This window comes from Rhodovarius lipocyclicus (genome assembly GCF_009900765.1).
Taxonomy (GTDB): Bacteria; Pseudomonadota; Alphaproteobacteria; order Acetobacterales; family Acetobacteraceae; genus Rhodovarius; species Rhodovarius lipocyclicus.
Genome location: NZ_JAAABL010000021.1, coordinates 18221 through 43986, shown reverse-complemented (window position 1 = coordinate 43986; position 25766 = coordinate 18221). Strand labels below are relative to the sequence as shown.

24 protein-coding genes and 1 other RNA gene are annotated in these 25766 nt (G+C 69.6%); 7 read left to right on the top strand and 18 right to left on the bottom strand.

Features of this window, described 5'->3' with window-relative positions:
• The first annotated feature begins 36 nt into the window (after nt 1-36).
• The 3 genes from GT007_RS14165 to GT007_RS14155 are packed head-to-tail and all read left to right on the top strand — an operon-like array spanning nt 37 to nt 2702.
• Entirely contained in the window at nt 37-1008 is a 972-nt protein-coding gene (locus GT007_RS14165; protein WP_160122278.1) for a Bug family tripartite tricarboxylate transporter substrate binding protein, read from the top strand.
• Nucleotides 1009-1018: 10 nt separating this feature from the next.
• Complete coding sequence (locus GT007_RS14160) at nt 1019-2383, top strand: acyclic terpene utilization AtuA family protein (RefSeq protein WP_236571670.1); 1365 nt, start codon at nt 1019-1021, stop codon at nt 2381-2383.
• Nucleotide 2384: 1 nt separating this feature from the next.
• Nucleotides 2385-2702 (top strand): DUF4387 domain-containing protein, encoded by a 318-nt coding sequence (locus tag GT007_RS14155; RefSeq protein WP_160122277.1) that lies wholly within the window; start codon nt 2385-2387, stop codon nt 2700-2702.
• A 38-nt stretch (nt 2703-2740) separates the two neighbouring features.
• Here GT007_RS14155 and GT007_RS14150 read toward each other — a convergent pair whose 3' ends face one another.
• The 9 genes from GT007_RS14150 to GT007_RS14110 form a co-directional block, all read right to left on the bottom strand.
• Nucleotides 2741-4321 carry an ABC transporter substrate-binding protein gene (locus GT007_RS14150; protein WP_160122276.1) on the bottom strand — a complete coding sequence of 527 codons (1581 nt, stop codon included), beginning with the start codon at nt 4319-4321 and terminating at the stop codon, nt 2741-2743.
• A 346-nt stretch (nt 4322-4667) separates the two neighbouring features.
• Nucleotides 4668-5450, bottom strand: coding sequence for a succinate dehydrogenase iron-sulfur subunit (locus GT007_RS14145; protein ID WP_160122275.1), 783 nt, complete (start codon nt 5448-5450; stop codon nt 4668-4670).
• A gap of 3 nt (nt 5451-5453) precedes the next feature.
• Nucleotides 5454-7265, bottom strand: coding sequence for a succinate dehydrogenase flavoprotein subunit (sdhA, locus tag GT007_RS14140; RefSeq protein ID WP_160122274.1), 1812 nt, complete (start codon nt 7263-7265; stop codon nt 5454-5456).
• Nucleotides 7266-7337: 72 nt separating this feature from the next.
• Entirely contained in the window at nt 7338-7733 is a 396-nt protein-coding gene (sdhD, locus tag GT007_RS14135) for a succinate dehydrogenase, hydrophobic membrane anchor protein (RefSeq protein WP_160122273.1), read from the bottom strand.
• 5 nt (nt 7734-7738) lie between these two features.
• Nucleotides 7739-8182 carry a succinate dehydrogenase, cytochrome b556 subunit gene (gene sdhC, locus GT007_RS14130; RefSeq protein ID WP_160122272.1) on the bottom strand — a complete coding sequence of 148 codons (444 nt, stop codon included), beginning with the start codon at nt 8180-8182 and terminating at the stop codon, nt 7739-7741.
• Nucleotides 8183-8326: 144 nt separating this feature from the next.
• Nucleotides 8327-8620, bottom strand: a complete 294-nt coding sequence (locus tag GT007_RS14125) for a hypothetical protein (protein WP_160122271.1) — start codon at nt 8618-8620, stop codon at nt 8327-8329.
• Nucleotides 8617-9555 carry an NAD(+) diphosphatase gene (gene nudC, locus GT007_RS14120; RefSeq protein WP_160122270.1) on the bottom strand — a complete coding sequence of 313 codons (939 nt, stop codon included), beginning with the start codon at nt 9553-9555 and terminating at the stop codon, nt 8617-8619. Before nudC ends, GT007_RS14125 begins: the two co-directional genes overlap by 4 nt.
• A 43-nt stretch (nt 9556-9598) precedes the next feature.
• The gene (locus tag GT007_RS14115) at nt 9599-9775 is read right to left on the bottom strand and encodes a hypothetical protein (RefSeq protein WP_160122269.1); all 177 of its coding nucleotides are present in this window, start codon (nt 9773-9775) and stop codon (nt 9599-9601) included.
• 79 nt (nt 9776-9854) lie between these two features.
• Nucleotides 9855-10304 carry a YHS domain-containing (seleno)protein gene (locus GT007_RS14110; protein WP_160122268.1) on the bottom strand — a complete coding sequence of 150 codons (450 nt, stop codon included), beginning with the start codon at nt 10302-10304 and terminating at the stop codon, nt 9855-9857.
• A gap of 80 nt (nt 10305-10384) precedes the next feature.
• On the opposite strand from GT007_RS14110, the gene ffs reads away from it, so the two are divergent.
• The 3 genes from ffs (at nt 10385) to GT007_RS14095 (ending at nt 12803) form a co-directional block, all read left to right on the top strand.
• Nucleotides 10385-10478: signal recognition particle sRNA small type (gene ffs, locus GT007_RS14105), an RNA gene on the top strand.
• 24 nt (nt 10479-10502) lie between these two features.
• Nucleotides 10503-12464, top strand: a complete 1962-nt coding sequence (locus GT007_RS14100) for a DNA polymerase III subunit gamma/tau (RefSeq protein WP_236571669.1) — start codon at nt 10503-10505, stop codon at nt 12462-12464.
• 3 nt (nt 12465-12467) lie between these two features.
• Nucleotides 12468-12803, top strand: coding sequence for a YbaB/EbfC family nucleoid-associated protein (locus GT007_RS14095; protein ID WP_160122267.1), 336 nt, complete (start codon nt 12468-12470; stop codon nt 12801-12803).
• Nucleotides 12804-13113: 310 nt separating this feature from the next.
• On the opposite strand, the gene GT007_RS14090 is transcribed toward GT007_RS14095, so the two are convergent.
• The 9 genes from GT007_RS14090 to GT007_RS14050 all read right to left on the bottom strand — a co-directional run bounded on the left by GT007_RS14090 (nt 13114) and on the right by GT007_RS14050 (nt 24410).
• Nucleotides 13114-13389: a YMGG-like glycine zipper-containing protein gene (locus tag GT007_RS14090; protein ID WP_160122266.1), complete on the bottom strand. Its 276-nt coding sequence runs from the start codon at nt 13387-13389 to the stop codon at nt 13114-13116.
• Between the two features lie 201 nt (nt 13390-13590).
• Entirely contained in the window at nt 13591-14769 is a 1179-nt protein-coding gene (locus tag GT007_RS14085; protein ID WP_160122265.1) for a nicotinate phosphoribosyltransferase, read from the bottom strand.
• A complete protein-coding gene (locus GT007_RS14080) occupies nt 14766-16145 on the bottom strand; it encodes a class II 3-deoxy-7-phosphoheptulonate synthase (RefSeq protein ID WP_160122264.1) in 1380 nt (459 codons plus the stop codon). The genes GT007_RS14085 and GT007_RS14080 overlap by 4 nt, the downstream gene beginning before the upstream one ends.
• A gap of 87 nt (nt 16146-16232) precedes the next feature.
• Nucleotides 16233-17594, bottom strand: a complete 1362-nt coding sequence (gene gorA / locus GT007_RS14075) for a glutathione-disulfide reductase (RefSeq protein ID WP_160122263.1) — start codon at nt 17592-17594, stop codon at nt 16233-16235.
• 64 nt (nt 17595-17658) lie between these two features.
• Nucleotides 17659-20574 (bottom strand): S8 family serine peptidase, encoded by a 2916-nt coding sequence (locus GT007_RS14070; protein WP_160122262.1) that lies wholly within the window; start codon nt 20572-20574, stop codon nt 17659-17661.
• 234 nt (nt 20575-20808) lie between these two features.
• The gene (locus GT007_RS14065; RefSeq protein ID WP_160122261.1) at nt 20809-22281 is read right to left on the bottom strand and encodes an NAD-dependent succinate-semialdehyde dehydrogenase; all 1473 of its coding nucleotides are present in this window, start codon (nt 22279-22281) and stop codon (nt 20809-20811) included.
• 132 nt (nt 22282-22413) lie between these two features.
• Nucleotides 22414-22737 carry a chaperone modulator CbpM gene (locus tag GT007_RS14060; RefSeq protein ID WP_160122260.1) on the bottom strand — a complete coding sequence of 108 codons (324 nt, stop codon included), beginning with the start codon at nt 22735-22737 and terminating at the stop codon, nt 22414-22416.
• Nucleotides 22734-23669, bottom strand: coding sequence for a DnaJ C-terminal domain-containing protein (locus GT007_RS14055; RefSeq protein ID WP_160122259.1), 936 nt, complete (start codon nt 23667-23669; stop codon nt 22734-22736). The genes GT007_RS14060 and GT007_RS14055 overlap by 4 nt, the downstream gene beginning before the upstream one ends.
• A gap of 30 nt (nt 23670-23699) precedes the next feature.
• Nucleotides 23700-24410, bottom strand: coding sequence for a GntR family transcriptional regulator (locus GT007_RS14050; RefSeq protein ID WP_160122258.1), 711 nt, complete (start codon nt 24408-24410; stop codon nt 23700-23702).
• A gap of 69 nt (nt 24411-24479) precedes the next feature.
• Between GT007_RS14050 and fahA the strand changes: the two genes are divergently transcribed.
• Entirely contained in the window at nt 24480-25760 is a 1281-nt protein-coding gene (gene fahA / locus GT007_RS14045) for a fumarylacetoacetase (protein WP_160122257.1), read from the top strand.
• The last annotated feature ends 6 nt before the right edge of the window (nt 25761-25766 follow it).

Below are 25766 nucleotides of genomic sequence, written 5' to 3'. Positions count from 1 at the left end.
GCGGCCCATCACAAGAAGCCAACCGGGATAACGTTCATGAACCGTCCGACCCTGACGCGCCGGGCCGCCCTGGCCGCGCTCACCGCCCCCGCCTTGCCCGCAATCGCCTCGGCGCAGGAGAACTGGCCCGCGCGCACCGTGCGCATCGTCGTGCCCTATGCCCCCGGCGGCGGCACCGACGTGACCTGCCGCGCCCTGGCGGAGGCGCTGACCGGCCGCACCGGCCACAGCTTCGTGGTGGAAAACCGCGCCGGCGCCAATGGCGTGGTGGGCACGGAGGCCGTGGCCCGCAGCCAGCCCGATGGCTACACCTTCGGCGCGCAGACCAGCACCCACATCATGGCGCGGCAGTTGGTGAACCTGCCCTATGACCCGGTGACGGATTTCCAGCTGGTCTCGCTGCTGGCGCGCTATCCGCTGGTGATGATGTCCAGCATGCGCGCGCCGTTCAGCGACATCCGCGGCATGCTGGAACACGCCCGCGCCACCCAGGGCGGCATGGCCCAGGGCACTTCCGATGCCCAGTCCTCCTTCGCGGCGCGCCAGTTCGCCAAGCGCGCGAACATCGAGCTGAATGAGGTGCCCTATCGCGGCAGCGGCGCCTATCTGGCGGACCTGACGGCGGGGCACCTGCCCATGGCCTGGGGCAGCCCGGCCACCGCCCGCGCCCTGGTGCAGTCGGGCCAGGTGCGCGTCATCGGCGTCTCCTCGCCCGAGCGGTCGCCCTTCCTGCCCGATGTGCCGACGCTGAAGGAAGCGGGGGTGAGCGGCGCCGACTTCATCGGCTGGTTCGGCCTGCTGGCCCCCGTCCGCACCCCCACCGACATCACCAGCAAGCTGAACCAGGCGCTGAACGAGATCATCGCCACCCCCGCCATGCAGGAACGCTACGCGACGCTGGGCAATGAGGCCGCGCCGATGAACCTGGAGCAGCTGGCCACCCTGATGCGGGAAGACGACGCACGCTGGATCGCCGCCGCCCGCGAAGGCCTGATCACCCGCCAGTAAGGAAAAGACCGTGAAGGAATATCGCCTCCTCTCGACCAGCGGCATCCTCGGCTATGGCTATGCCGAGGAATCGCTGCGCATCGGCATGGCGCGGGAGCCGCATGTGATCGGCGCCGATGCCGGCAGCACCGACCCCGGCCCCTTCTACCTGGGCAATGGCACCAGCTTCACCTCACGCCTCGCGGTGAAGCGCGACCTGCGGCTGATGCTGATCGCGGCGCGGGCCGCGAAAATTCCCTGCATCATCGGCACCTCCGGCGGCGCGGGCGGTGAGCCGCACCTGGCCTGGCAGGCCGAGATCGTGCGCGAGATCGCGCGGGAGGAGAAACTCTCCTTCAAGATGGCGCTGATCCATGCCGAGCCCGACCGTGAGGATCTGGTGGCGCGCGCCGAGGCCGGGCTGACCAAGCCGCTCGCCAACATGCCGGAGCTGGACGCCGACCGCATCCGCCGCGCCAAGCGCATCGTGGCGATGATGGGCCCCGAGCCCTTCATCAAGGCGCTGGACGAGGGTGCGGAAGTGATCCTGGCCGGGCGCAGCAGCGACCCCGCGCAATGGGCGGCGGCGGCCATCCGCGCCGGCATGCAGCCCGCCCCCAGCTGGTACGCCGGCAAGATGCTGGAATGCGGCGCCGAGCCCACCACACCCAAGGAGCCCGACTGCCTGCTGGTCACCATCCGCGACGACTACCTGATCTGCGAGCCGCCCAACCCGATCCGCCGCTGCACCCCGCTGTCGGTGGCGAACTTCGCCCTGCACGAGAATTCCAGCCCCATCCACCATGTGGAGCCGGGCGGGCTGCTCGATACCTCCAATGTGCGCTTCGACATCGAGACCGAGCGCGCCGTGCGCGTCAGTGGCATGAGCTGGACGCCCCGCCCCTACACCGTGAAGCTGGAGGGCGTGGAACTCGCGGGCTATCGCGCCATCACCATCTGCGGCACCCGCGACCCGGTGCTGATCAGCCAGATAGACGACTACCTGGACACCCACCGCGCCAAGGTGCTGGCCAAGGCCGCGGCCTTCGGCGTCTCGCCCGACAGCTACACCATGGTTGTCCGCACCTATGGCAAGGACGGCGTGATGGCGGGCTGGGAACCCATCAAGCAGATCACGAGCCACGAGCTGGGCTTCGTGATCGAGGTGGTGGCCCAGGACCAGGACACCGCCAACGCCGTGATCGCCATGGCCCGCACCAGCATGCTGCACGCCGATTTCCCGGAGCGTTTGTGCAAGGAGGGCAACATGGCCTTCCCCTTCTCGCCGTCCGACATCGAACTCGGCCCCATGTACCAGTTCAGCGTCTTCCACACCCTGGCGCCGAAGGACCCGTGCGAGCTGTTCCCCATCGAATACGAAACCGTCAGGAACTGAGATGCCCAAGATCCGAGACATCGCGCAGATCTGCAAAAGCAAGAACGCCGGGCCCTTCCTGGTGACCATCGACATCCTGTTCGAGGATCCGGCCCGCTACCGCGCCGTGAAGGCGACGGGCGTGATCAACGAGGCCCTGTTCGCCCGCCTGTACGGGGTGAAGGAAAGCGACGTGCTACTGACGCCCTATGACAGCGCCAATGCCTTCAAGGCGACGCTGCCCAGGCTGGTGCCGGCGGGCGGCATCGGGGACACCGATGTGTATGGCGCCCAGCAGCACGCGCCGCTGCTGGATGTGGAAGTGCCGATCAACCTGTGAGAGGGCGGGGGGCACGCCGCCCCCGGCCCCCATGGCCATCACGCCGGGCGCACGCCCCAGAACTTCGTGAAGCCCGGCTGCACGTCCCGCAGGCCGCGCCAGGCCGAGGCCTGCTTGAACTGGCCGAGCGGGTAGTAGGTGCATTCCTCCATGCAGGCCAGCTGGATGTCGCGGCAGATCGCCTGGCGGGTCGCCAAGTCCGGCGCGTCCATCCAGGCGGTGTAGAGCTCCTCCAGCCGCGGATTGTTGTTCCAGCCCGGATAGCCGGCCTCGCCACGGCCGCGGATGCTGATATGCACGGCGGGGCTGACCCAGTCGGTGCCGGTCCAGGTGGTGATGAAGGCGCTCCAGCCGCCGCGATCCACCGGGCCGCGATTGGTGCGCCGCTGCAGCATGCTGCCCCAATCGGTCACCAGGTAGTCCACGTTCATGCCGATGCGCTTCAGCGAATCGGCCACCACGTCGCCCTGCAGCTTCATGGTCAGATAGTCGGAGGCGACCATCATCACCACGCGCTCGCCCTTATAGCCGGCGGCGATCAGCTCCCGCTTCAGCGCCTCGTAGTCGCGCGGGCCCTTCAGGGGTTCCAGGCCCACCTCGCTGGCCATGGGCGTGTTGGGGCAGAAGAAGCCCAGCGGCGTGTGGTACAGGCTGCGGTCGTCGCCCACGATGGCCTGCATGCAGGCGGTCTGGTCGATCGCCTTCATCACCACCTTGCGGATGGCGGGGTTGTCGAAGGGCGGCTGCAGGAAGTTCGGGCGCAGCATGCCCAGCGTGCCCGTCTCATCCTGCACGCGCATGGTGATGCCGCGCGCGCGCCGCACCATCGGCGCCAGATCGTGGGAGACATATTCCCACCAATCCTGCTCATTGTTCAGCAGCGCGCCGGCGGCGGTGGAGGAATCGGGGATGGTGGACCACACCACGCGGTCGAAATGCACCACCTTCGGCCCGGCGGTGCCGATCGCGGGCCCATCGGCGCGCGGCACATAGCGGTCGAACTTCTGATAGACGTTGCGCGCGCCCTGCAGACGCTCACTGGCGACATAGCGGAAGGGGCCGCTGCCGATGATCTCCGTCACCTGGGTGTTGGGGTCGGCGTTGGCCAGGCGCTCCGGCATGATGGCGGGCATCATCGCCACGAACTTGCCCAGCGCGTCCGGCAGCAGGGGGAAGGGGCGCTTCATCGTGAAGCGGATGGTGCGGTCGTCCACGGCGGTGAGTTCATCGGTGCTGCGCATCAGCGCGCCGCCGAAGGCATCGCGCACGGCCCAGCGCTTCAGGCTGGCCACGCAATCCTTCGCGCGCACCGGCTCGCCATCATGGAACCACAGGTTTTCCCGCAGCTTCAGGTCCCACTGCTTGCCGTCGCTGCTGGTGGTGAAACCCTCCAGCATCTGGGGCTTGGCATTGTAGTTCTCATCCAGGCCGAACAGCGTGTCATAGACCATGTAGGCATGGTTGCGGCTGATGTTGGCGGTGGAGAAATGCGGGTCCAGGAAGGTCAGGTCGATCTGCGCGATGAAGCGCAAGGTGCGGCTGCCCTGGGCCAAAGCCGGGGCGGAGGCCGCCCCCAACGTGGCCGCGCCGGCCGCCTTGAACATAGTGCGACGATCCATCGGCGCTACTCCTTCTTCAGTGAATACGGCGAAGGATGACACGCGCGTTAGCCAGGTGGCGATGCGGTATTTGCGCGGGATCGACGAAAGCGGGGCGGGAAATGCCCGCGTTGTAGGCGGGGGGGAGGGCCGAGGGGCGCTGCCTTCCAAGGGCGTAAGAAGGCCGAGGGGCTCTGCCCCTCGGGCTCCCCGCAAAGGGTTGTAGCAACCCTTTGAACCCATTGATTGGCGCCTTACCTTGGGAGGCGGGGCGCCATTTTCATGATTAAAATCAATAAGAAATACGCTTACAGGACCGGCACCAAACTCTTGGGGTCCAGGGGGCGGCGCCCCCTGGCCTGCTTGCTCAGCCCTGGCGTTCCACCATCAGCTGCTTGATCTTGCCGATCGCCTCGGCCGGGTTCAGCCCCTTCGGGCAGGTCCGGGTGCAGTTCATGATGGTGTGGCAGCGGTACAGGCGGAAGGGGTCTTCCAGGTCGTCCAGCCGCTGGCCGGTGTGCTCGTCGCGGCTGTCCGCGATCCAGCGATAGGCGGCCAGCAGCACGGCCGGGCCCAGGTAGCGGTCGCCGTTCCACCAGTAGCTGGGGCAGCTGGTCGAGCAGCAGAAGCACAGGATGCACTCCCACATGCCGTCCAGCTTGGCGCGCTCTTCCTTGGACTGGCGGCGCTCCTCATCCGGCGGCGCGGGGGTGTCGGCCTTCAGCCAGGGCTCGATGGAGCGGTACTGGGCGTAGACCTGGTTCAGGTCGGGCACGAGATCCTTCACCACCGGCATGTGCGGCAGCGGGTTGATCTTCACCTCGCCCTTCACGTCCTCGATCGGCTTGAGGCACGCGAGCGTGTTCAGGCCGTCGATGTTCATGGCGCAGGACCCGCAGATGCCCTCGCGGCAGGAACGCCGGAAGGTCAGGGTCGTGTCCACCTCGTTCTTGATCTTGATCAGCGCGTCCAGAACCATCGGGCCGCACTTGTCGAGATCGATCTCGTAGGTGTCCATGTGCGGGTTTTCGCCCGTGTCCGGATCCCAGCGATAGATCTTGAACGCCTTGACGTTCTTGGCACCCGGCTCGGCCTTGTGGGTCTTGCCCTGGCCGATCGTGCTGTTCTTGGGAAGGGTAAACGTGGCCATGGTTCAGTACACCCGCGGCTTGGGAGGGAACACCTGCACTTCATTGGTCAGGGTGCGCATCTTCACGTCCCGGTAGTCGAGCGTGACCTCGCGCTTGTCGTTCACCCAGGCCAGCGTGTGCTTCATCCAGTTCACGTCGTCGCGCTCGGGGTAATCCTCCTGCGCGTGGGCGCCTCGGGATTCCTTGCGGGCCTCGCCGCCGACGATGGTGGTCAGCGCGTTGCCGAGCAGGTTGTCCAGCTCCAGCGCCTCCACCAGGTCGCTGTTCCAGATCAGGCTGCGGTCGGCGATGCGGATGTCGTCGTAGCCCGCAGCCACCTTCGCCATCTTCTCGCAGCCTTCCTTCAGCAGTTCGGAGGTGCGGAACACGGCGGCATGCGTCTGCATCGTGCGCTGCATGGACAGGCGCAGCTCGGCGACGGAGGTGCTGCCCTTGGCATGGCGCACCCGATCCAGGCGGTCCAGCGCGTTCTCGCCGGCCTTGGGCGGCAGCGGCGCCTGGGTGGCGCCGGGCTTGATGGTGTCCTTGGCGCGCAGCGCGGCCGCGCGGCCGAACACCACGAGGTCGAGCAGCGAGTTGGTGCCCAGGCGGTTCGCGCCGTGCACCGAGACGCAGGCGGCTTCGCCCACGGCCATCAGGCCGGGCACCGTCGCGTCCTGGTTCTGCGCGGTGGGGCGCAGCACCTCGGTGAACAGGTTCGTGGGGATGCCGCCCATGTTGTAGTGCACGGTCGGCAGCATCGGGATGGGCTCCTTGGTCACATCCACGCCCGCGAAGATCTTCGCGGTCTCGGAGATGCCCGGCAGGCGCTCATGCAGCAGCTCGGCGCCCAGATGCTCCAGATGCAGGTGGATGTGGTCCTTGTGGGGGCCCACGCCGCGGCCTTCGCGGATTTCCATGGACATGGCGCGCGACACGACGTCGCGGCTGGCCAGGTCCTTGGCGGTGGGGGCGTAGCGCTCCATGAAGCGCTCGCCCTCGGAGTTGGTCAGGTAGCCGCCCTCGCCGCGCGCACCCTCGGTCACCAGGCAGCCGGAGCCGTAGATGCCGGTGGGGTGGAACTGCACGAACTCGTTGTCCTGCAGGGGCAGGCCGGCGCGCAGCACCATGCCGCCGCCATCGCCGGTGCAGGTGTGGGCGGAGGTGCAGGAGAAATAGGCGCGGCCATAACCGCCCGTCGCCAGCACCACGGACTGGGCGCGGAAGCGATGGATGGTGCCGTCTTCCAGGTTCCAGGCCATCACACCGCGGCAGGCGCCTTCATCGTCCATGATGAGGTCAAGCGCGATGTATTCGACGAAGAACTCGCAATTGGCCTTCAGCGCCTGCTGATACAGCGTGTGCAGGATGGCGTGGCCCGTGCGGTCGGCGGCGGCGCAGGCGCGCATTGCCGGGGTCTTGCCGTAATCCTGCATGTGGCCGCCGAAGGGGCGCTGGTAGATGCGGCCGTCATCGGTGCGGCTGAACGGCACGCCGTAGTGCTCAAGCTCGATGATCGCCGGCACCGCCTCGCGGCACATGTATTCGATGGCGTCCTGGTCGCCCAGCCAGTCCGACCCCTTCACGGTGTCGTACATGTGCCAGCGCCAATTGTCCTCGCCCATGTTGCCGAGCGAGGCGCCAACGCCGCCCTGCGCCGCCACGGTGTGGCTGCGGGTCGGGAAGACCTTGGTGATGCAGGCCGTTTTGAGCCCCGCCGCGCCCATGCCGAAGGTGGCGCGCAAACCGGCACCGCCGGCGCCCACCACCACGACGTCATAGGTATGATCGACGATGCGGTAGGCGGATTGAGAAGGCTTGCTGATGGCGTTCATGGCTCTCAGGCTCTCAAACGTTCCAAGGGCCGGAGGATACCGGCGACAAGGCGGAAATAGGGGCGAAGGCCTTCAGGTAAAGGCCACACGCAGAACGGAAAAACCGGCGATCACGGCCAGCAGCACGCAAACCGCCTTGATGGCCAGCACCACGGTCATGCGCCGGATATCGGGGCGGACGTAATCCTCGACCACCACCTGCAGGCCAGAGGCCATGTGGTGGAACAGGAAGCCGATCAGCACCAGGAACAGCACCGCGTTCACCGGGGAGCCGACGAAGGCCTTCGTCTCGGCGTAGGAAGCGCCGGCCAGCGCGAAGCAGGCATAGACGAACCACAGGAACAGCGGCAGCAGCGCGACCGAGGTCACGCGCTGCATCCACCAGTGATGCGTGCCGGTCTTGGCGGAACCCAGGCCACGGACGCGGCCGAGCGGGGTGCGGAGGGAGTTGATCTCGATCTTGGACATGCCACTCACCACGCGATGATGCCGATGATCCAGGTGAGCACCGTCAGCACGGCGGTCCCCACCAGCACGGCTTTGCCCGTGCGGTACACGCTGGGCATGTCGAAGCCGCGGCCCGCATCCCACATCATGTGCCGGATGCCGGCCAGCGTGTGGTACCAGGCCACCGCCGTCAGCCCGAACAGGAACAGGATGCCGATGAAGGAGGACAGGAACCACTGAACCTTGGCGAAGGCCGAGGGCCCTGCCGCCAGCGCCGCCAGCCACCACACCAGAACCAGCGCGCCCACCGCCCAGGCCATACCCGTGATGCGGTGCATGATCGACAGCGCGCTGGTGACCTGCATCATGTCATAGGCTTGCAGGTGGGGGGACATGGGGCGCTTGATGATGGTGCCGTCCGTGCGGTGGCCGATATAGGTGGCCTCCCGCGGGTCAAGCGCTTCCGACATGTTCGTTCCTCGACTTTCGTCTGGGCTTCGCCGGCGCCGGGAATGCGGCGCCCTTCGACCCCGCTTTATGAAGATGGCACCCGCATGCGTCAACGCGCGGCGGGGTCAATATTCCACCTGGGCGGCCGGCGGGGCGGCAATCGCTCAGCGCTGGGGCAGTTCCACCCCGTTCGCGCCCGGCAGATGTCGTTCGCGCAGGCAGTTCCGGAAGGCCCGGTCCTCGGCCAGATACATCTCGTTCTGGATCATCAGGTCGTTGGCGCCGGGCGCCCAGCGCCGCTGCACATTGCGCACTTCCTCGCTGCGGCGGGCCTCCTGCCGGCAGACGGCCTGTTCCGGCAGGTCGGGCGGGCGGCGCGGGCCGAGAAGGCTGGAACAACCCGCCAGCAGCAGCAGCGCCAGGGGCGCACCCAGGGGGGAGAGACGGGTGATGGTCATGCGTGCAGCCAATCCTCGATAAGCCGGCGGGCGATCGAATCCACCCGCGGCAGGCCGAAGCCCAGCTCCTTGTGCCGCAACAACTCGCCGCGGGAAAACCACCGGGCATCCTGCAATTCGGTTTCGTCCACGCGGATGGCCTCCGTCAGCCCCTCCGCATGGAAGCCCAGCATGATGGAGGACGGGAAGGGCCAGGGCTGGCTGGAATGATACACCACGCGGCCCACGGCCACGCCCGCTTCCTCCATCACCTCCCGCCGCACGGCTTCCTCCAGGCTCTCGCCCGGTTCCACGAAGCCCGCCAGCGTCGAATACATCGGGGTGGGGAAGCGGATGTTGTGGCCCAGCAGGCACGAGTCGCCGCGCACCACCAGCATGATCACGGCCGGGTCGGTGCGGGGGAAATGGCTGGTCTGGCAGTTCACGCACTTCATGACGTGGCCCGCGCTGTGCGGCTCGCAGCGGAAACCGCAAATGCCGCAGAAGCGGTGCTTCACCCGCCAGTGCATCAGGCCGCGCGCATGGGCCAGCACGCTGGCCTCGCCGGCCGGCAGCAGCCCGGCCACCTGGCGCAGATCGCTGAAACTGCCCGCGCCCTCGGGCACCGGCGGCTCGTCCTCATGGCTGACATCCACGGCGAAGACCGGCTTCTGCTCCCACAGGCCCAGGAAGGCCCAGGGGGAAGCATCCTCACCGCCCGTGCCCCGCCCCGCGCCCAGCAGCGGGTGGGCGGCGGCGCCGGCCAGCAGCACCGCCTCCGGCGCCCCGTCCTCCAGCCCGCGCAGCAGCGAGCGCGAGCGCCAGACCGGCGCGAACAGGGTTTCCGGGTCTCGGAGCGCGTGAGCGATCCATTCCGCGTCCTCGCGCTTCTCGGCGGCGCGGTCGAGCGGGCTGCCTGTATAGGCGTTCGGGCGGCTGGCGGGGAATGAGAGCATGCCGCCACGCTGCCACATCGCGCGCGGGCCGGCGAGTGGGGGGTTACGGTTCCGGCGTCAGCCCCCACACCAGCGCCATGGCGATCGCGGCCATCACGACCGAAACCAGCAGCACGCGCCATACCCAGCCTGCCCGCAGGCCCTGCCGGGCATCGGTGGCGGTGGCGCGATGGACGCCGGGCGGCGCCGCGCCCGAGGGATGTTCGTCAGGGGTGCTCATACGGGGATAACGCCTCGGACGCCGTCAGGTTTGCATGACCTGGACAGTATTCGGGGCGCTCCCATTCCCAAGCGGCTTTTCAGCGCGCCGACAGGCCCGGCCAGTTCGCCTCGCCGCGCTGGATGCGGGCCGCGCGGTCTTCCTCCCACCGCGCCTGCACGGCGTGGCTGTAGTTCAGGAACAGCCGCCCCTCGACGATGCGGAAGGCCGTGGGATCGACCGTGGCCGTATAGCCCTCGGACACCGCATAGGCGCAGAAGCCGCCGAAGGCCGGGGCGTAGCGTTCCGGGTCGGCCAGGAACATCCGGCGATGCTCGGCGTTGGCGAAGCGCCAGGTGGCGCCGTTCCACTGCGTGCGGATATCGTATCGGCCGCGCCGGGCGCGGCCTTCGGTGAAATAGGCCACGGGGTCGTACCCCTGGATGGCCAGGCCACGGGTCAGGTTCTGCCGCTGCCCTTCGGCGCGCGCCAGGTCCGGAAACAGCAGGGAAAGCGCCGCCAGGGCGCGACGGGAGAGGTGTTGGGTCATGCCTCCCTTTTCGCCGCATGGGCGCCATCGGTTCCGCTGCCCTTGCCCTGAAGCGCGCGGCACGCGATATGGGGGGCGGAAGGTCGGCGGCGGACGGGCTCCTCGCCAACCCGGTCAGGTCCGGAAGGAAGCAGCCGTAACGGGTTCTCGCCCGGGTCGCTCAGCCGGCCTTCCACCGGAACATGCGGGCGAGGGTCGATGACGAGCGACATGTTCGGCGCCGATGCGCCGGAGCCAACGGCGGACACCATCCCCGAACCGCCCGCGCCCGAAGGCCCCGGGCTGTTCGGCATGGATGACCCGCCGCCCCCAGCCGCCGCGCCCCCGCCGCCAGCCCCCACACCCGTGCCCGCCGCCGCACCCGCCGCCGCCCCTGGGCCGGCCGCCGACGCCCAGCCCTATCGCGTGCTGGCGCGCAAATACCGCCCGCGCGATTTCTCGGAGCTGGTGGGCCAGGACGCGCTGGTGCGCACCCTGCGCAACGCCTTCGCCACCGGCCGCGTGGCGCATGCCTTCATGCTCACGGGCGTGCGGGGCGTGGGCAAGACCACCACCGCCCGCATCATCGCCCGCGCCCTGAACTGCATCGGCGTGGACGGCAAAGGCGGCCCCACCCCGGAACCCTGCGGTGTCTGCGCCAACTGCACCGCCATCCTGGCCGACCGCCACCCGGACGTGATGGAGTTGGACGCCGCCAGCAACAACGGCGTGGACGACGTGCGCGAGCTGCGGGAGGCCGTGCGCTATCGCCCCGCTCAGGCGCGCTTCAAGATCTATATCCTCGACGAAGTGCACATGCTGTCCAACGCGGCGTTCAACGCGCTGCTGAAGACACTGGAAGAACCGCCGCCGGCGGTGAAGTTCATCTTCGCCACCACCGAGCTGCGCAAGGTGCCCGCGACCATCCTGTCGCGCTGCCAGACCTTCCACCTGCCGCGCGTGCCGCAGGCCACGCTGCGCGCGCATTACGCCAATATCTGCGGCAAGGAAGGCGTCGCGGCGGAGGAGGAAGCCCTCTCGATCATCGCCCGCGCCGCCGATGGCTCGGTGCGCGACGGGCTTTCCCTGCTCGACCAGGCGATCGCGCTCTCGGCCGGCGCCGTGACCGGCGAGACGGTGCGGGAAATGCTGGGCCTCGCGGACCGCACCCTGGTGCTGGACGCGCTGGAGGCCGCGCTGACCGGCGACATGCCCGCGCTGATCGGCCACCTGGACCGCGCGCACGAACGCGGCGCCGAACCCGGCGTCGTGCTGGCCGACATGCTGGAGCTGACGCACACGCTGACGCGCCTGCACACCGTGCCCGGCCTGGCGCAGGACTTGTCGCTGCCCGAACACGAACGCTCTCGCGGGGCCGATCTGGCGGCGAAGCTGACCCTGCCGGTGCTGGGCCGTGCCTGGCAGATACTGCTGAAGGGCGTCTCCGAGATCGCCGAGGCGCCGGACCGGCGCGCCGCGCTTGAGATGGTGCTGATCCGCCTGGCGCATGTGGCCGACATGCCCACCCCGGGCGACCTGGTGCGCCGCCTGACCGAGGGCGGCATGCCGCCCGTGGCGGCCCGGCCCGGCCCCTCCGGCAGCGGCGGCGGGCCCACCCTGAGGGCGCTGACCGGCGGCGGCGCGGCCCTGGCCATGCCGGAGCCCGAACCCGAGCCCGGCCCCAGCTTCGCCCCCCAGCCTACCACCTGGCAGGAGGTGGTGGCGCTGGCCGCCGAGCCCGACCCCACCCTGCACGCCCAGCTGCGCTTCGAGGTGCACCCCGTCTCCCTGGCCCCGGGCCGGCTGGAGATCCACCCCCGCCCCACCGCCCCGCGCGACCTAGCCGGCAGGCTGTCCCTGCTGCTGGAAAAAGCCACGGGCACGCGCTGGGTCGTCGGCATCTCACGCGAGGCAGGTGCCGCCACCCTGGGCGAACAGGGCAAGGCCGCCGAGGCCGACCGCTTCGCCACCGCCCGCGCCCACCCCTTCGTGCAGGCCATCCTGGAAGCCTTTCCGGGCGCCGAGGTGCAGAACGTGCGCGACATCCACGCCGATGCCTATGGCCTGACGGCGCCCGCGCTGCTTGCCGCCAGCGCCATGCCCGACGACCTGCGCGATTTCGCCCCGCCGGACGCCATGCCGGCCTATGACGACGATGAAGCCCCTTCGGACGAGGACTGATCGATGAAAAACCTGACCAACATGCTGAAGCAGGCCCAGCAGATGCAATCCAAGATGGCCGAGATGCAGGCCAAGCTGGAAGCCACCGAGGTGGAAGGCCAGGCCGGCGCGGGCATGGTGAAGGTGAAGCTCTCCGGCAAGGGCGACCTGAAGCGCATCAGCATCGACCCCAGCCTGATGGCCGCCGACGAACGCGAAGTGCTGGAAGACCTGATCATCGCCGCCCACGCCGACGCGAAACAGAAAGTGGAAGGGATGATGGCGGAGGAAATGCAGAAGGCGACCTCCGGCCTGAATATCCCGGGCGGGCTGCCAGGCGGGTTCAAGCTGCCGTTCTGAAAAGGCCAAGGGGCTCCGCCCCCTGGACCCCCGCCAAGGGTTGTAGCAACCCTTGGAACCCATGGATTGGCGCCTTACCTTGACAGGCGGGGCGCCATTTTCATTATTAAAATCAATAAGAAACACCTTCCCAGCACCAGCGCCAAACTGATGGGGTCCAGGGGCCTTTCGGCTCCCTGGGGTGCGGGGCTTCGCCCCGCGGTATGGGCGGGGTGCCCGAGGGGCGGCGCCCCTGCTGGGGGTCCAGGGGGCAACGCCCCCTGCTCAGCCCCTTGCCCACAAAAAAGGGCCCTTCCGGGCCCTTTCTCGCTTACTTGCCCGAGGGCGCGTAGTAGGCCGGCGGGGCCGGCTGGGGTGCGGGCTGCGGCGTGGTCAGCACGCCGGCGGCGGTGCCCACCAGGCCGCCGGTGATGGCGCCGATGGCGGCACCGCGGCCGCCGCCGGCGATGGCGCCCAGCGCCGCGCCGGAGCCGGCGCCGATCAGCGCACCGCCCGCCGCACGCTGCGTCGGGTCATAGGGGTTGGTGCAGGCAGTGGCGCCCAGGGCGCCGACCAGAACCAGCGGCAAGGCGAGCTTGCGGAACATGGCGTCTCCATTGCGGCCAGTGGGCCGCCGTTGCGTCAACATCAGAACACCACAGCCGCCCCTCGGGTTGCAAGGAGATCGCCGCCCCCACATTCGCGTGAGCGCGGCGGGCCGTGGCAGGCCAGGAACCTGACAGGATTGAGTTAGTCAGCCATTGCGGCAGCTCAATGGCGGCAAAGCGGCGGGGGCTTACTGGCCCCCCTACTGGCCCCCATCCCGCTTCTGCCGGGCACGGGCGTGCCGCAACAGGAACTCGCGCCCGATCTTCACGCGCGGCACGCCATCATATTCCACGATGTCGGCGGTGGCGTAGGTCTCGTTCCAGCTTTCGGGGATGAAGCTGCCGGTGCCCACCATGTCCACGGGGGCCTTGGCCTCCGCCATCACGCGGCACTTGCCCACCCCGAAGCCGGAGGACGCGACGATCTTCACCGCCGGGAAGCCGGCCTCGTCCAGCGCCTCACGCATGCGCCAGATGGCGGCGGCGGACACGCCGGTGCCCACCAGGTGCCGCAGCTCCGTCTCGCTGCGATAGCGGCGGACGGCGGCGGGCGCGTGGCGTTCCAGCACGGCGTAGCTCTCGGCGGGGTCCAGCCCCTCCAGGAAGCGGCCGCCATGGGTGTCGAGCCGCACGGACATGCGCCCGGCCTTCGCGATCTCCGGGAAGCGCCGGCACACGGCCAGCCCATCGGTGATCTCACGGCCGAAGTAATCGACCAGCACCGTCAGGTTCTCGTCGGGATAGGTCTCATAGAACATCTCGGCGGCGCGGACGGTGCTGCCGGCATAGCCGATCAGGGCATGCGGCATGGTGCCGAAGCCGCGCGGCTGGCCGAACCAGTGCGCGGTGAAGTCGTTGGCGTTGCCGATGAAGCCCTTCGCGCCCTCTCGCTGGGCGGCGCGGCTGCCGACGGATGCGGCATAGCCCATCATGTCCTGCATCTCGGCCCCGGCGCAGTGCCGGGCCTCCATGGCCAGGAAGGTCGCGGTCGGCAGTTCGGCGGCCATCTGATAGGCGTTGTGCGCCGCCACGCAGGGCGCGCCCAGCTTCTGCAGATACAGCGTCTCCAGGTCCGACAACTGCGCGAAGGAGCCGCTGAGATACAGGATCGGGTCGCCCGCCCCCACCCAGCTGCCTTCCTCGTGCAGCACCTCGATGCCGAAGCTGGTGCCGCGCCGGGCGGCCACGCTGCGCAGCCAGTCCACCGCCATGCGCGGGGCGGAGATGACGGGCCGGCGCAGGAACACCGCATAGGTCACCTGCGCATCGCCGAATTTCTCGACGATGGCGCGGGTGCGGTTGAAATAGGCGTCCGTGCGCGCCGAAATCGACGCGTCGGACTCGGCTATGACCGGCCGCCCGTCCCCGCCATCGCTCATTCGGCGGCGCGGGCCGGGGCGATCGGCGGGTGGCGGCGGGCCTTCAGACCCTCCGCCAGGCGGAAGGCCAGTTCCAGCGACTGCCCGGCATTCAGCCGCGGATCGCAGGAGGTGGCGTAGTTCTCGCCCAGGTCGGCGGCGGTCAGGCGGTTGGCGCCGCCGGTGCATTCCGTCACGTCCTGGCCGGTCATTTCCACATGCACGCCGCCGGCGATGGTGCCGGCCTCGTCATGCGCGTCGAAGAAGCCCTTCACCTCATCGACGATGGCGTCGAAGCTGCGGGTCTTGTAGCCGGCTTGGGTGGTGGTGTTGCCGTGCATGGGGTCGCACAGCCACACCACGTTGCGGCCGGCGTCGCGCACGGCGCGCAGCAGCGGCGGCAGCTTCTCGGCCACCTTGGCGGCACCCATGCGGGTGATCAGGGTCAGGCGGCCCATCTCGTTCGCGGGGTTCAGCTTCTCGGTCAGCGCGATCAGGTCCGCGGCCTCCATGCTGGGGCCCACCTTCATGCCGATCGGGTTGGCCACGCCGCGCAGGAACTCCACATGCGCGCCGTCCAGCTGGCGGGTGCGGTCCCCGATCCACAGGAAGTGCGCGCTGCACGCATAGTGCTTGTTGTGCGTGGAGCTCATGCGCGTCAGCGCTTCCTCATACGGAAGCAGCAGGCTCTCATGGCTGGTGTAGAAGGCGGTCTCGCGGATCTGGGGCGCGTTCTCGCTGTTCATGCCGCAGGCGGCCATGAAGCTGAGCGTTTCCTCGATCCGGTGCGCCAGGCCCTGGTATTGCGACCAGGCCTGGCTCTGGCCCACGAAATCCAGGTTCCAGCGGTGCACCTGGTGCAGGTCCGCGAAGCCGCCGGTCGCGAAGGCGCGCAGCAGGTTCAGCGTGCCGGCCGACTGCATGTACGCGAATTCCATCCGCGACGGGTCGGGGATGCGCGCCTCGGCGGTGAACTCGGGGCCGTTGATGATGTCGCCGCGATAGGAGGGCAGGGTGATGCCGTCCACCGTCTCGGTATCGGAGGAGCGCGGCTTGGCGAACTGGCCGGCCATGCGGCCGAGCTTCACCACCGGCACCGTGGCACCGAAGGTCAGGATCACCGCCATCTGCAGCAGCACGCGGAAGGTGTCGCGGATCGGGTCCGCGCGGAAATCGCCGAAGCTCTCGGCGCAGTCGCCACCCTGGAGGACGAAGGCCTTGCCCTGCCCGGCCTCGGCCAGCGAGGTCTTCAGGCGCTCGCACTCACCGGCGAACACCAGCGGCGGGAAGGAGGCGAGCTTCTTCTCCATGGCCGTGAGTGCGCCCATGTCCGGGTAATCCGGCACTTGCCGGATGGGCATGTCCCGCCAGCTCTGCGGGCTCCATGCGCGTGCCATTGTTTCGCTCCTCCTGCTCGCCCATGGGATGGGCGGGTGGGGGCGCACCATATGGCGGAAATATGGCGCGCGCTACTGTCCGGGGCTTCAGCCGCCCGCAACCCGGGTCCGCGTGCGAAGCGTGACAAACTCCTCCGCCGCGGTCGGGTGGATGCCGATGGTGCGGTCGAAATCCTGCTTGGTGGCGCCCATCACCATGGCGATGCCGACGCCCTGCATGATCTCGGCCGAATCCTCGCCCAGCATGTGCGCGCCCAGGATCTTCTGCGTCTTCTGGTCCACCACCAGCTTCATCAGGGTCTTGCGGCCCTCGCGCTTGCTGATGGTGTGGCGCATGGGGGTGAAGCGCGTGACGTAGATGTCGGCCGGGCCACGGGCCGCCGCCTCCGCCTCCGTCAGCCCCACCGTGCCGATGGGGGGCGAGGTGAAGACGGCGGTCGGCACGTTCTCGTAACTCGCGCTGCGCGGGTTGTGGCCGAACAGCGTGTCCGCCAGGGCATGGCCCACGGCGGTGGCCATGGGGGTCAGGTTCAGCCGGTCGATCACGTCGCCGATGGCGTAGATGTGCGGCACGTTGGTCGCGTGGCTGGCATCCACCACCACGGCGCCGCGCGCGTCGGTGATGACACCGGCGGCCTCCAGCCCCAGCCCCTTCGTGTTGGCCACGCGGCCGGTGCAGAAGAACGCCGCATCCACCGTCAGCGTGGCGTCGCCGGGCAAATGCACCACTGTGGCGTCGCCCTCCTTCGACAGGGCGGTGGGCACCACGCCGGGGTGCAGGCGGATGCCCTGGGCGGTCAGCGCCTCCGGCAATACCTCCCGGATATCCTGGTCGAAGCCGGTCAGCGGCAGGGCGGCGCGGTAGAACACATCCACCTGCGCCCCCAGCCCTTGTAGCAGGCAGGCGAATTCCAAGGCGATATAGCCCGAGCCGAACACCGCCACGCGCTTCGGCAGCGCCTTCAGCGTGAACAGCCCGTCGCTGATCAGCCCGTGCTCGGCGCCGGGGATGGGCAGGCGGCTGGCCTGGCCGCCAGTGGCGATCACGATACGGTCGGCGGTCACGGTCTCGCCGCCCACATCCAGCGTGTGGGCGTCGATGAAGGTGGCGCGCGCGTCGAAGCTGGTGACACCCGCGCCCCCCAGCAGCCGGCCATAGATGGCCGACAGCCGCGCCACCTCCGCATCGCGCGCGGCGGCCAGCGTGGCCCAGTCATGGCCGTGATTCTCGATGTTCCAGCCGAAGGCGGCGGCGTCTTGCGCCCACATGCCGTATTCGGCGGCGTTCACCATGATCTTCTTCGGCACGCAGCCGACATTCACGCAGGTGCCGCCCCAGAAGCGCTCCTCGGCCACGCCCACCCGGGCGCCGTGCCCCGCCGCGATGCGGGCCAGCCGCACCCCGCCGGAACCACCGCCAATGACGAACAGATCGAAGTCGCGGGCCATGGGAACACTCCTGTGAGGGTTCCGATGTAGCGCGCGGCGCCGATGGCGCAAGGCTGGCGCGCCCTCAGGCGGCGAAGAGGAAATCCCCCGCCACCAGGTTGGTCACGCCATACACATCCATCCGCTCCGCCCCCAGGAAGATGGCGCTGTTGCCGCCGATCACCTGGATGGTCAGCCCCGCCAGGTCCAGCGCCCCCATCTCCGAGACATCGATGCGGTCACCCTCGGCGCGGTTGAAGTCGAACAGCTCATCATGGCCCGGGCCGAACACGAAGCGGTCCGCGCCCTCGCCGCCCACCAGCTTGTCGTTGCCGGCACCGCCCACCAGCACGTCATTGCCGGCGCCGCCGCGCAGGGTGTCGTCCCCCGCATCGCCGCGCAGCGCGTCGCCGCCCGCCTGGCCCCACAGCGTGTCGTTGCCCTGCCCGCCATTCAGCACGCTGGCCAGGGTGTCGTTGGCCACCAGCACGTCGTCGCCCGCGCTGCCGGTCAAGCTGGCGGCGGTGCCGGTCAGATAGGCGGCCTCGATATTCGCCCCCAGCGTCCAGCCGCTGACGGTCACGAACACGATGTCCGTGCCTTCGCCCGGGTTCTCGGTCACGGTGTCGCCGGTGCTGCCGACCACATAGATGTCGTCGCCCAGCCCGCCCAGCATGGCGTTGTCCCCGCCGCCGCCGCGGAGGATGTCGTCGCCCGCGCCGCCGGTCAGCGTGTCGTTGCCCGCGCCGCCCCACAGGATGTCGTCGCCCACGCCGCCATCCAGCACGCTGGCCAGGGTGGGATGGGCGACCAGCACATTGTCGGTCCAGCCGCCGGTCAGGCGCGTGGCGCCGATGGCCAGGTACAGGATCTCCAGATACGGCGCCGCCACCCAGTCGTTGAAGGTGACGAAGACGGTGTCGATGCCGCCATCCGCGGCCTCGTTCACCGTATCCGTGTCTTCCAGGATGTAGGTGTCGTCGCCCTCCCCGCCCGCGAGGGTGTCGTTGCCCGTGCCGCCGGCCAGCAGGTCGTTGCCGGCGCCGCCCATCAGCGTGTCGTCGCCGGCCCCGCCCAGCAGCGTGTCGTGGCCCCAGCCGCCATACAGGTGGTTGCCGCCGGCGCCGCCCACCAGCACGTCATCCCCGCCGCCGCCCCACAGGTCGGTGATGGTGTGGCCCGTGAAGCCGATGGACTTGCCGCCGATGACGGAGGCCTGGGCCGCCGCGTTGCCGTCCTGCGCGCTGAGGTCGATCGTCACGGCCTGGCTCAGCGCCGCCGCGTTCAGCCCGGTCTCGCCATGGGCGCCGAGGATGGCGCGGCTGGCGTCCAGCCCCGCGAGGCGCGCGAAATCGTCGGTGAAGACCTGCACCTTGGCGGCGCCATCCTGCGCCGCCGCGTCGCCCAGCAATTTCAGGGAGGCCGCGTTGAACACCGCCGCCTCCGCCCCACCGGCCGCCGTCACGGCCAGGTTCCAGGCGCCCACCCCGCTCTCGCCCCAGAAGGCCGGGGAGGCGAAGGTCCAGCCGCCATTCGCCCAGGCGATGGGCTGGGCCGGGTCGGCCACGTCCTCGCTGGCCTGCACATACAGGAAGCCGCTGTTGATCAGCATGGTCACGGCGGTGCCGGTGGGCGAGGTCAGCACCATGCTGATATTCGCGGCCTTGGCCGTGGTCAGGTCCAGCGTGAGCTCCACGAAGTTCAGCCGGAACCCGCTGGAGGCCCCGGCCGGTGCCGTGGCGTTGAAGGTCAGCGCCAGGTTCTGCGCCGTGGGCAGGCCGCCGGTGGTGATGCTGGTACCCGCCGCGGCGCCCGTGGCGGCCAGGCTGGCGGTGACGTAGTTCGCCTCCGTCCGCGCCTGGGTCCAGGTCTCGGCCAGGCGCACGGCCGCCCCCGCGTCGATGATGCCGAAGCCGTAGTCGCGGCTGAAATTCAGCCCGCCGCCATTGGCGTTCGTGGTGTGGGTGGTGACCCAGGGGGTGCGGCTGAAGCTGGCATCCGCGCCGATGCCGGCGTTGTAGTCGGTCTGGCGCGCGGTATAGGCCAGGATCTCCTGCACATCGCGGTAGCCCAGGGTGGGGTTGGCCTCCAGGATCAGCGCCACCACGCCCGAGACGATGGGGGCCGCCGCGGAGGTGCCGTTGAACCCCGTATAGTCGCCATCGCTGTAGCCGTTGACGCTGCCCACCCGGTCGGTGGTGACGACGCTGTTCTTGTTGACGATCTCTCCATCGCCCGGCCCGCCGAAGGCCGAGACCAGCGTGTTGGCGCCCGGGGTGGAGTAGTCGGAGATGATGCCCGTGTTGTTCAGCGCCGACACCACGATGGCGGTGTGGGAGGCCGAGAGCGCGTCGAGATTGGCATCGGCCGGCGCGGGTTCGCCGTTCAGCGTGATGGTGCGCGAATTGCCCGCCGATTTCACGATGACGGAACCGAGCCCGCCGCGCCCCTCGCCGGCCACGCGCAGCGCGGCCGCCAGCGTGGCGGCCTCCGTGCTGAGCATGGGCACGGTGTAGCCCCAGGAATTGTTCAGCACCTGCGCGCCATCGGCCAGGGATTGCAGCAGCGCATCCGCGAAATTGGCCGACCCGTCGCCCAGCACGCGATAGCCGACGAGGCGCGCATCCGGCGCCACGCCGGTGCTACCGATGCCGTTGTTCGCCACGCCCGCGATGACGCCCGCCACCGCCGTGCCGTGATTGTCCCCCGCGCTGTCCCGGCCCGATGCCACGGGCAGGCCATTGGCCAGGTTGGGGTCGCTGGAGACCGTGATGGTGCCCGGGCGCGTCCACATGTTGGCGGCCAGGTCGGGGTGGGTGGCCTCCACGCCGTCATCCAGTACGGCGACCAGCACGTTCTTGCCGGTGTAGCGCGTCCAGGCCTGCTCGGCGCGGATATCCACCCCCGCCACGCCATTGCCCTGGTCGGCACCGCCGACATTCTTCAGGTGCCAGGAATAGCGATAGAGCGGATCGCTGGGCAGGAAGGGGGTCGTGACCATGGAGATGTCCCGGCTTCGGCGGCGCGCCTGGTTGTCGGTGCCGGGCCGGGTCTGATGACCGGCCCGGAGGATGCGGGCCGTATTTTCACGATGGATTACTGTTCATCAAGTGTTAGGTGATAAATTGTAACCTATGGCGGGCATTGTCGCTTTCTATCGCGCCGGGTGCCGCGCATGAAAAAGGGGCGGCGCCGCCAGGCACCGCCCCCCTCCGTTCCGCCGGGAACGCGGCCGTTACAGGCCGCCCAGCGCCATGTATTTGATCTCGAGATAGTCCTCGACGCCATACTTGCTGCCCTCGCGGCCGAGGCCGGATTGCTTCACGCCGCCGAAGGGCGCCTCGGCGGTGGAGATGATGCCCTCATTGATGCCGATGATCCCGGCCTCCAGCCCCTCCGCCACGCGGAAGATGCGGCCGACATCGCGGGCGTAGAAATAGGCGGCCAGGCCGAACTCGCTGTCGTTCGCCATGGCGATGCCTTCCTCATCCGTCTTGAAGCGGATCAGGGGCGCGACGGGGCCGAAGGTCTCCTCGCGGAAGATCAGGGCTTCCTTCGGCACATCGGTCAGGATGGTCGGCTGGAAGAAGTTGCCGCCCTTCTCGTGCCGCTTGCCGCCGGTCAGCACCTTGGCGCCATGGGCGGTGGCGTCGGCGATGTGTTCCTCGACCTTGGCGACCGCATCGGCGTTGATCAGCGGGCCCTGGGTCACGCCCGGCTCCATGCCGTTGCCGACCTTCAGCTGCTCGACGGCCGTCTTCAGCTTGGCGGCGAAGGCGTCGTACACGCCATCCTGCACCAGCAGCCGGTTGGCGCAGACGCAGGTCTGCCCGGTGTTGCGGTACTTGGAGGCCATGGCCCCCTTCACCGCCTCATCCAGATCGGCGTCGTCGAAGACCAGGAAGGGCGCGTTGCCGCCCAGCTCCATGCTGGTCTTCTTGATGGTGTCGGCGCATTGGCGCAGCAGGATGCGCCCGACCTCCGTGCTGCCGGTAAACGACAGCTTGCGCACCAGCGGGTTGGCGGTCAGCTCGCCGCCCGTCTCGCCGGAGGGGCCGGTGATGACGTTGCACACGCCCTTGGGCATGCCCGCGCGCTCGGCCAGTTCGGCCAGGGCCAGGGCGCTGAAGGGCGTCTGGCTGGCCGGGCGGATCACGCCGGTGCAGCCCACGGCCCAGGCCGGGCCCGCCTTGCGGGTGATCATGGCCGAGGGGAAGTTCCAGGGCGTGATGGCGGCGAACACCCCGATCGGCTCCTTGGAGACCAGGATGCGGCGCCCCTGCGCGTTCTGCGGGATGATGTCGCCGTAGACGCGCTTGCCTTCCTCGGCGAACCATTCGAGGAAGCTGGCGGAATAGACCACCTCGCCCTTCGCCTCCGCGAGCGGCTTGCCCTGTTCGGCGGTCATGATGGCGGCCAGGTCGTCGGCATTAGCGTGCATCAGCGCCGCCAGGCGCATCAGGATGGCGGCGCGCTCCTTCGCCAGCAGCTTGCGCCAGGCGGGGAAGGCGGCGTGGGCGGCCTCGATGGCGGCGCGGGTCTCGGCGGCGGACAGGGCGGGCACCTGGCCCACCACCTCGCCCGTGGCCGGGTTGCGCACGGTGATGGTCTTGCCGCTGGCGGCCTGCACCCAGGCGCCGTCGATGTAATTGGCCTGGCGGAACAGCTTGGGGTCGTTCAGCGGCAGCTTGGCCGTGGTGTCGAGCATGGTGGTTCTCCGTTTCCCCGGTTGTTGCCCGGGACGATAGGCCGAACGGGACGGCCTGTCATGATGAAGGGAGGGTGGGGCGGGGATGACGGCCGCGCAACCCCGCCCACACAGGCGTGTTGCCTGCGCGCCTCAGGCGCGGCGCAGCGCCTGAACCAGCACCTCCCGCACCTCCGCCGGCGCCAGCTCCTCCACCGCGTCGCGCAGGCGCCGCAACCGGCGGCGGGTGTCGTACAGCTGGTCCAGCAGGTGCAGCACCACCGGCAGCGCTTCCTCCTGCAAGGCCAGGTCGCGGCGCAGGTTCTGGATCAGGCGCAGGCGCTCCACGTCGATGTCGCGGAACAGCCAGGCGCCGGGCGCGCCCTCCGGCCGCACCAGGTCCTGGGCGATCCATTGCTCCACCTGCGCGGCGTCGAGGCCGGTCACGGTGACGGTCAGGGTTTCCAGCGTGATCATGCCGCGTCCTCCATCCCGGCGCGGGGGTTGTGGGCAGGGGCGTCCTGGCGCTCGCGCAGGAACTTCTCCAGGCCCGGGTCAGGCCCGCCCAGCACCAGCTTCAGCACCACATAGGCATCGCCGACCGGCACATCGCCATGGGCCGGCACGCCCCGCCCGCGCAGCCGCAGCCGGGTGCCGGTGTCGGACCCGGCGGGGATGCTCATCGCCACCGGCCCGCCGATGGTGGGCACGGTGATCCTGCCGCCCAGCACCGCCTCCGTGACCGTCACCGGCAGGTCGCAGACGATGTCGTTGCCCTCGCGCCGGAAGAAGGGGTGGGGGGCCACCTCCACCTCGATCAGCGCGTCGCCGGGCGGGTCGCCCGCGCCGCCCTTGCCGCGCAGGCGCAGCACCTGCCCGGATACGAGCCCCGCGGGGATGCGCACATCCAGCGTCCCGCCCTCCGGCAGGGACAGCCGCTGGGAACCGCCGCGCACCGCATCCAGGAAGGGCACGGTCAGGTGATACTGGTGGTCCGCCCCGGCGCGCGCCCGGCGGGCCTGCGCCTGGGCATTCGCCTGGGCCCGGGCGCGGAACATCTCGGACAGGATATCGCCCAGATCGTCCTCATCCGCACCGAAGCCGGTGCTGTAGCGCGCGCCGGCCGGCCCATCGGCGTGCTGGCGGTACCGGCTGCCGGGCGGGGGCTGCGGCGGCCCCGTCTCCTGGCCCGAGGCATCGATCTCACCGCGGTCGAAGCGCGCGCGCTTTTCCTTGTCGGCCAGCAGGTCATGGGCGGCGTTGATGGCCTTGAACCGTTCCTCGGCGTTCTTGTCGCCAGGGTTCAGGTCGGGGTGGCTGGTCTTGGCCAGTTTCAGGAAGGCGGAGCGGATCTGCTTGTCCGTCGCCGTGCGGGGCACGCCCAGAACCTTGTAGGGATCTTCGGCCATGAAACCTCCTCCGGCACAGTGCCGGGTCTATCAAAGCGCGGTCGGGGCCGCCGCGCCATCCTTGGCGGCGCTCGCCAGCACCGCCAGCACCGCTTCCGCCGTGGTGCCGATATGGGCGGCCAGTTCCGCCGGCGCATCGGGGGCGCGAGCCAGGACCTTTTCCATCAGCACATGATGGGCATCCACCGAACGCGTAAGCAACCCCGCCCCGGTCAGCACGCGGCGATAGCGCGTGGTCTGGCCATACAGCGCCTCGCAGAAGCCCTTCAGCGCATTCAGCGGGCAGGCGGCGATCAGCGCGCGGTGGAAGCGGTGGTGCCGGGCCTCATAGGCATCGAGCCAGGCTTCCGTGGCCTCCCGCCGCTCCAACTGCCGCTTCAGCAGGTGGAAGCTGGCGACGATCTCGTCCTCCCACGCCGCGTCGCCCAGGGCCATGGCCTGGCGCAGCGCCTCGGCCTCCGTGATCTGGCGGCTGCGGGTGATGTCCAGCAGGTGCTCGCGCGTGATGGGCGGCACGGAGAAACCGCGCTGGCCCTCCGACAGCACCAGCCCCTCGGCGGCCAGGCGGGACAGGGCCTCCCGCAGCGGCGTGGCGCCGATGCCGAACCGCTCGGACAGGGCGCGCAGGCGCAGCTTTTCCTCTGGCGCCAGCGCGCCGCCCAGGATCGCGCCGCGCAGGCGGTTCAGGGCGGTTTCGGTGAGCGTGTTCGAGGGCAGCGTGTTCGGTGAATCATCGAGCATCTTCGAAAAATATATTTCCTCTTGCAATCTCGATCAAGCGCGGCATGCTCCCCGCCAGGAGGAAATACAGTGCCCACCAACGCCACCCATGCGCCCGGCCTCAGAAGCTGGGTTCAGGGCGCGAATGCGCCCGGTTGTGATTTTCCCATCCAGAACCTGCCGCATGGGGTGTTTTCCCCGCCCGGCGGCGCCCCGCGCGGCGGTGTCGCGATCGGCGACCAGGTGCTGGATGTCGCGGCCGCCCTCGCCGCCGGCAAGCTGAAGGGCGCCGCCGCCGAAGCCGCCGCCGAACCCAGCCTGAACCGCCTGATGGCCATGGGCCGGGATGCCGCGGCCGAGCTGCGCGCCGCCCTCTCCGCCCTGCTGGCCGAGGGTGCGGAGCCCCTACCCCAGCTGCTGCACGCCCAATCCGCCGTGACCATGCACCTGCCCACCGAGGTGCGGAACTTCTCCGACTTCATGGCCAGCCGCCCCCATTGCGCGCGGCTGGGCGTGAAGCGCGACCCGGCCAACCCGCTGCCGCCCGCCTTCCACCATTTGCCCGTGGCCTATCACTCGCGCGCCAGCTCGGTGCGGCCTTCCGGCGCGCCGCTGCGCCGCCCCTGGGGCCAGTATCCCAAGGACGGCGCCGTGGTCTTCGCCCCCACCGAGGCGATGGATTTCGAGCTGGAACTGGCGATCTGGATCGCGGGCGAGAACGCGCTGGGCGAACCCACCCCCATCAGCCTGGCGGACCGCCGCCTGTTCGGCTTCGGCCTGCTGAACGACTGGTCCGTGCGCGACGTGCAGCGTTACGAGATGCCGCCCCTTGGCCCCTTCCTGGGCAAGAGCGTGATGACCGCCGTCTCCCCCTGGGTCGTCACCGCCGAGGCGCTGGAACCCTTCCTGCTGCCCCAGCCCGCGCGGCAGGCCGGGGACCCGCCCTGCCCGCCCCACCTGGCCACCACCCGGCCGGACGCGCTGAACCTGCAACTGCGCGCCGCGATCCTGACGCCCAGGCTGCGCGCGGCCGGCGCCGCCCCGCATACCGTGACCGACACGCCCTTCGCCGGCATGTCCTGGACGGCGGCGCAGATGGTGGCGCACCACACCTCCAACGGCTGCAACCTGCTGCCCGGGGACCTGCTGGGCTCCGGCACCGTCTCCGGCCCCGAGGACGGGCAGGAGGCCTGCATCGCCGAGCTGCTGCTGCGCGGCCCCATCGCCTTCCCGAACGGCGAGACCCGCCGCTTCCTGGAGGATGGCGACGAGGTGATCTTCACCGGCACCGCCAGCGCCCCCGGCTTCACGACCATCGGCTTCGGCGAATGCCGGGGCGAGGTCCTCCCCGCCCATGCATCCGTGACCTGAGGCCCG

Bases quoted from the DNA above. Each gene is read 5' to 3' on its own strand.
- GT007_RS14060 (WP_160122260.1), bottom strand. From the start codon at position 22,737: ATGATCACGCTGGAAACCCTGACCGTCACCGTGACCGGCCTCGACGCC.
- GT007_RS14070 (WP_160122262.1), bottom strand. From the start codon at position 20,574: ATGGTCACGACCCCCTTCCTGCCCAGCGATCCGCTCTATCGCTATTCC.
- GT007_RS14165 (WP_160122278.1), top strand. From the start codon at position 37: ATGAACCGTCCGACCCTGACGCGCCGGGCCGCCCTGGCCGCGCTCACC.
- GT007_RS14050 (WP_160122258.1), bottom strand. From the start codon at position 24,410: ATGCTCGATGATTCACCGAACACGCTGCCCTCGAACACGCTCACCGAA.
- sdhD (WP_160122273.1), bottom strand. From the start codon at position 7,733: ATGTCCAAGATCGAGATCAACTCCCTCCGCACCCCGCTCGGCCGCGTC.
- GT007_RS14155 (WP_160122277.1), top strand. From the start codon at position 2,385: ATGCCCAAGATCCGAGACATCGCGCAGATCTGCAAAAGCAAGAACGCC.
- gorA (WP_160122263.1), bottom strand. From the start codon at position 17,594: ATGGCCCGCGACTTCGATCTGTTCGTCATTGGCGGTGGTTCCGGCGGG.
- nudC (WP_160122270.1), bottom strand. From the start codon at position 9,555: ATGCTCTCATTCCCCGCCAGCCGCCCGAACGCCTATACAGGCAGCCCG.
- GT007_RS14100 (WP_236571669.1), top strand. From the start codon at position 10,503: ATGACGAGCGACATGTTCGGCGCCGATGCGCCGGAGCCAACGGCGGAC.
- GT007_RS14095 (WP_160122267.1), top strand. From the start codon at position 12,468: ATGAAAAACCTGACCAACATGCTGAAGCAGGCCCAGCAGATGCAATCC.
- GT007_RS14055 (WP_160122259.1), bottom strand. From the start codon at position 23,669: ATGGCCGAAGATCCCTACAAGGTTCTGGGCGTGCCCCGCACGGCGACG.
- GT007_RS14065 (WP_160122261.1), bottom strand. From the start codon at position 22,281: ATGCTCGACACCACGGCCAAGCTGCCGCTGAACGACCCCAAGCTGTTC.
- sdhC (WP_160122272.1), bottom strand. From the start codon at position 8,182: ATGTCGGAAGCGCTTGACCCGCGGGAGGCCACCTATATCGGCCACCGC.
- GT007_RS14125 (WP_160122271.1), bottom strand. From the start codon at position 8,620: ATGACCATCACCCGTCTCTCCCCCCTGGGTGCGCCCCTGGCGCTGCTG.
- GT007_RS14115 (WP_160122269.1), bottom strand. From the start codon at position 9,775: ATGAGCACCCCTGACGAACATCCCTCGGGCGCGGCGCCGCCCGGCGTC.
- GT007_RS14110 (WP_160122268.1), bottom strand. From the start codon at position 10,304: ATGACCCAACACCTCTCCCGTCGCGCCCTGGCGGCGCTTTCCCTGCTG.
- GT007_RS14090 (WP_160122266.1), bottom strand. From the start codon at position 13,389: ATGTTCCGCAAGCTCGCCTTGCCGCTGGTTCTGGTCGGCGCCCTGGGC.
- GT007_RS14145 (WP_160122275.1), bottom strand. From the start codon at position 5,450: ATGGCCACGTTTACCCTTCCCAAGAACAGCACGATCGGCCAGGGCAAG.
- GT007_RS14080 (WP_160122264.1), bottom strand. From the start codon at position 16,145: ATGGCACGCGCATGGAGCCCGCAGAGCTGGCGGGACATGCCCATCCGG.
- GT007_RS14085 (WP_160122265.1), bottom strand. From the start codon at position 14,769: ATGAGCGATGGCGGGGACGGGCGGCCGGTCATAGCCGAGTCCGACGCG.
- sdhA (WP_160122274.1), bottom strand. From the start codon at position 7,265: ATGAACGCCATCAGCAAGCCTTCTCAATCCGCCTACCGCATCGTCGAT.
- GT007_RS14150 (WP_160122276.1), bottom strand. From the start codon at position 4,321: ATGGATCGTCGCACTATGTTCAAGGCGGCCGGCGCGGCCACGTTGGGG.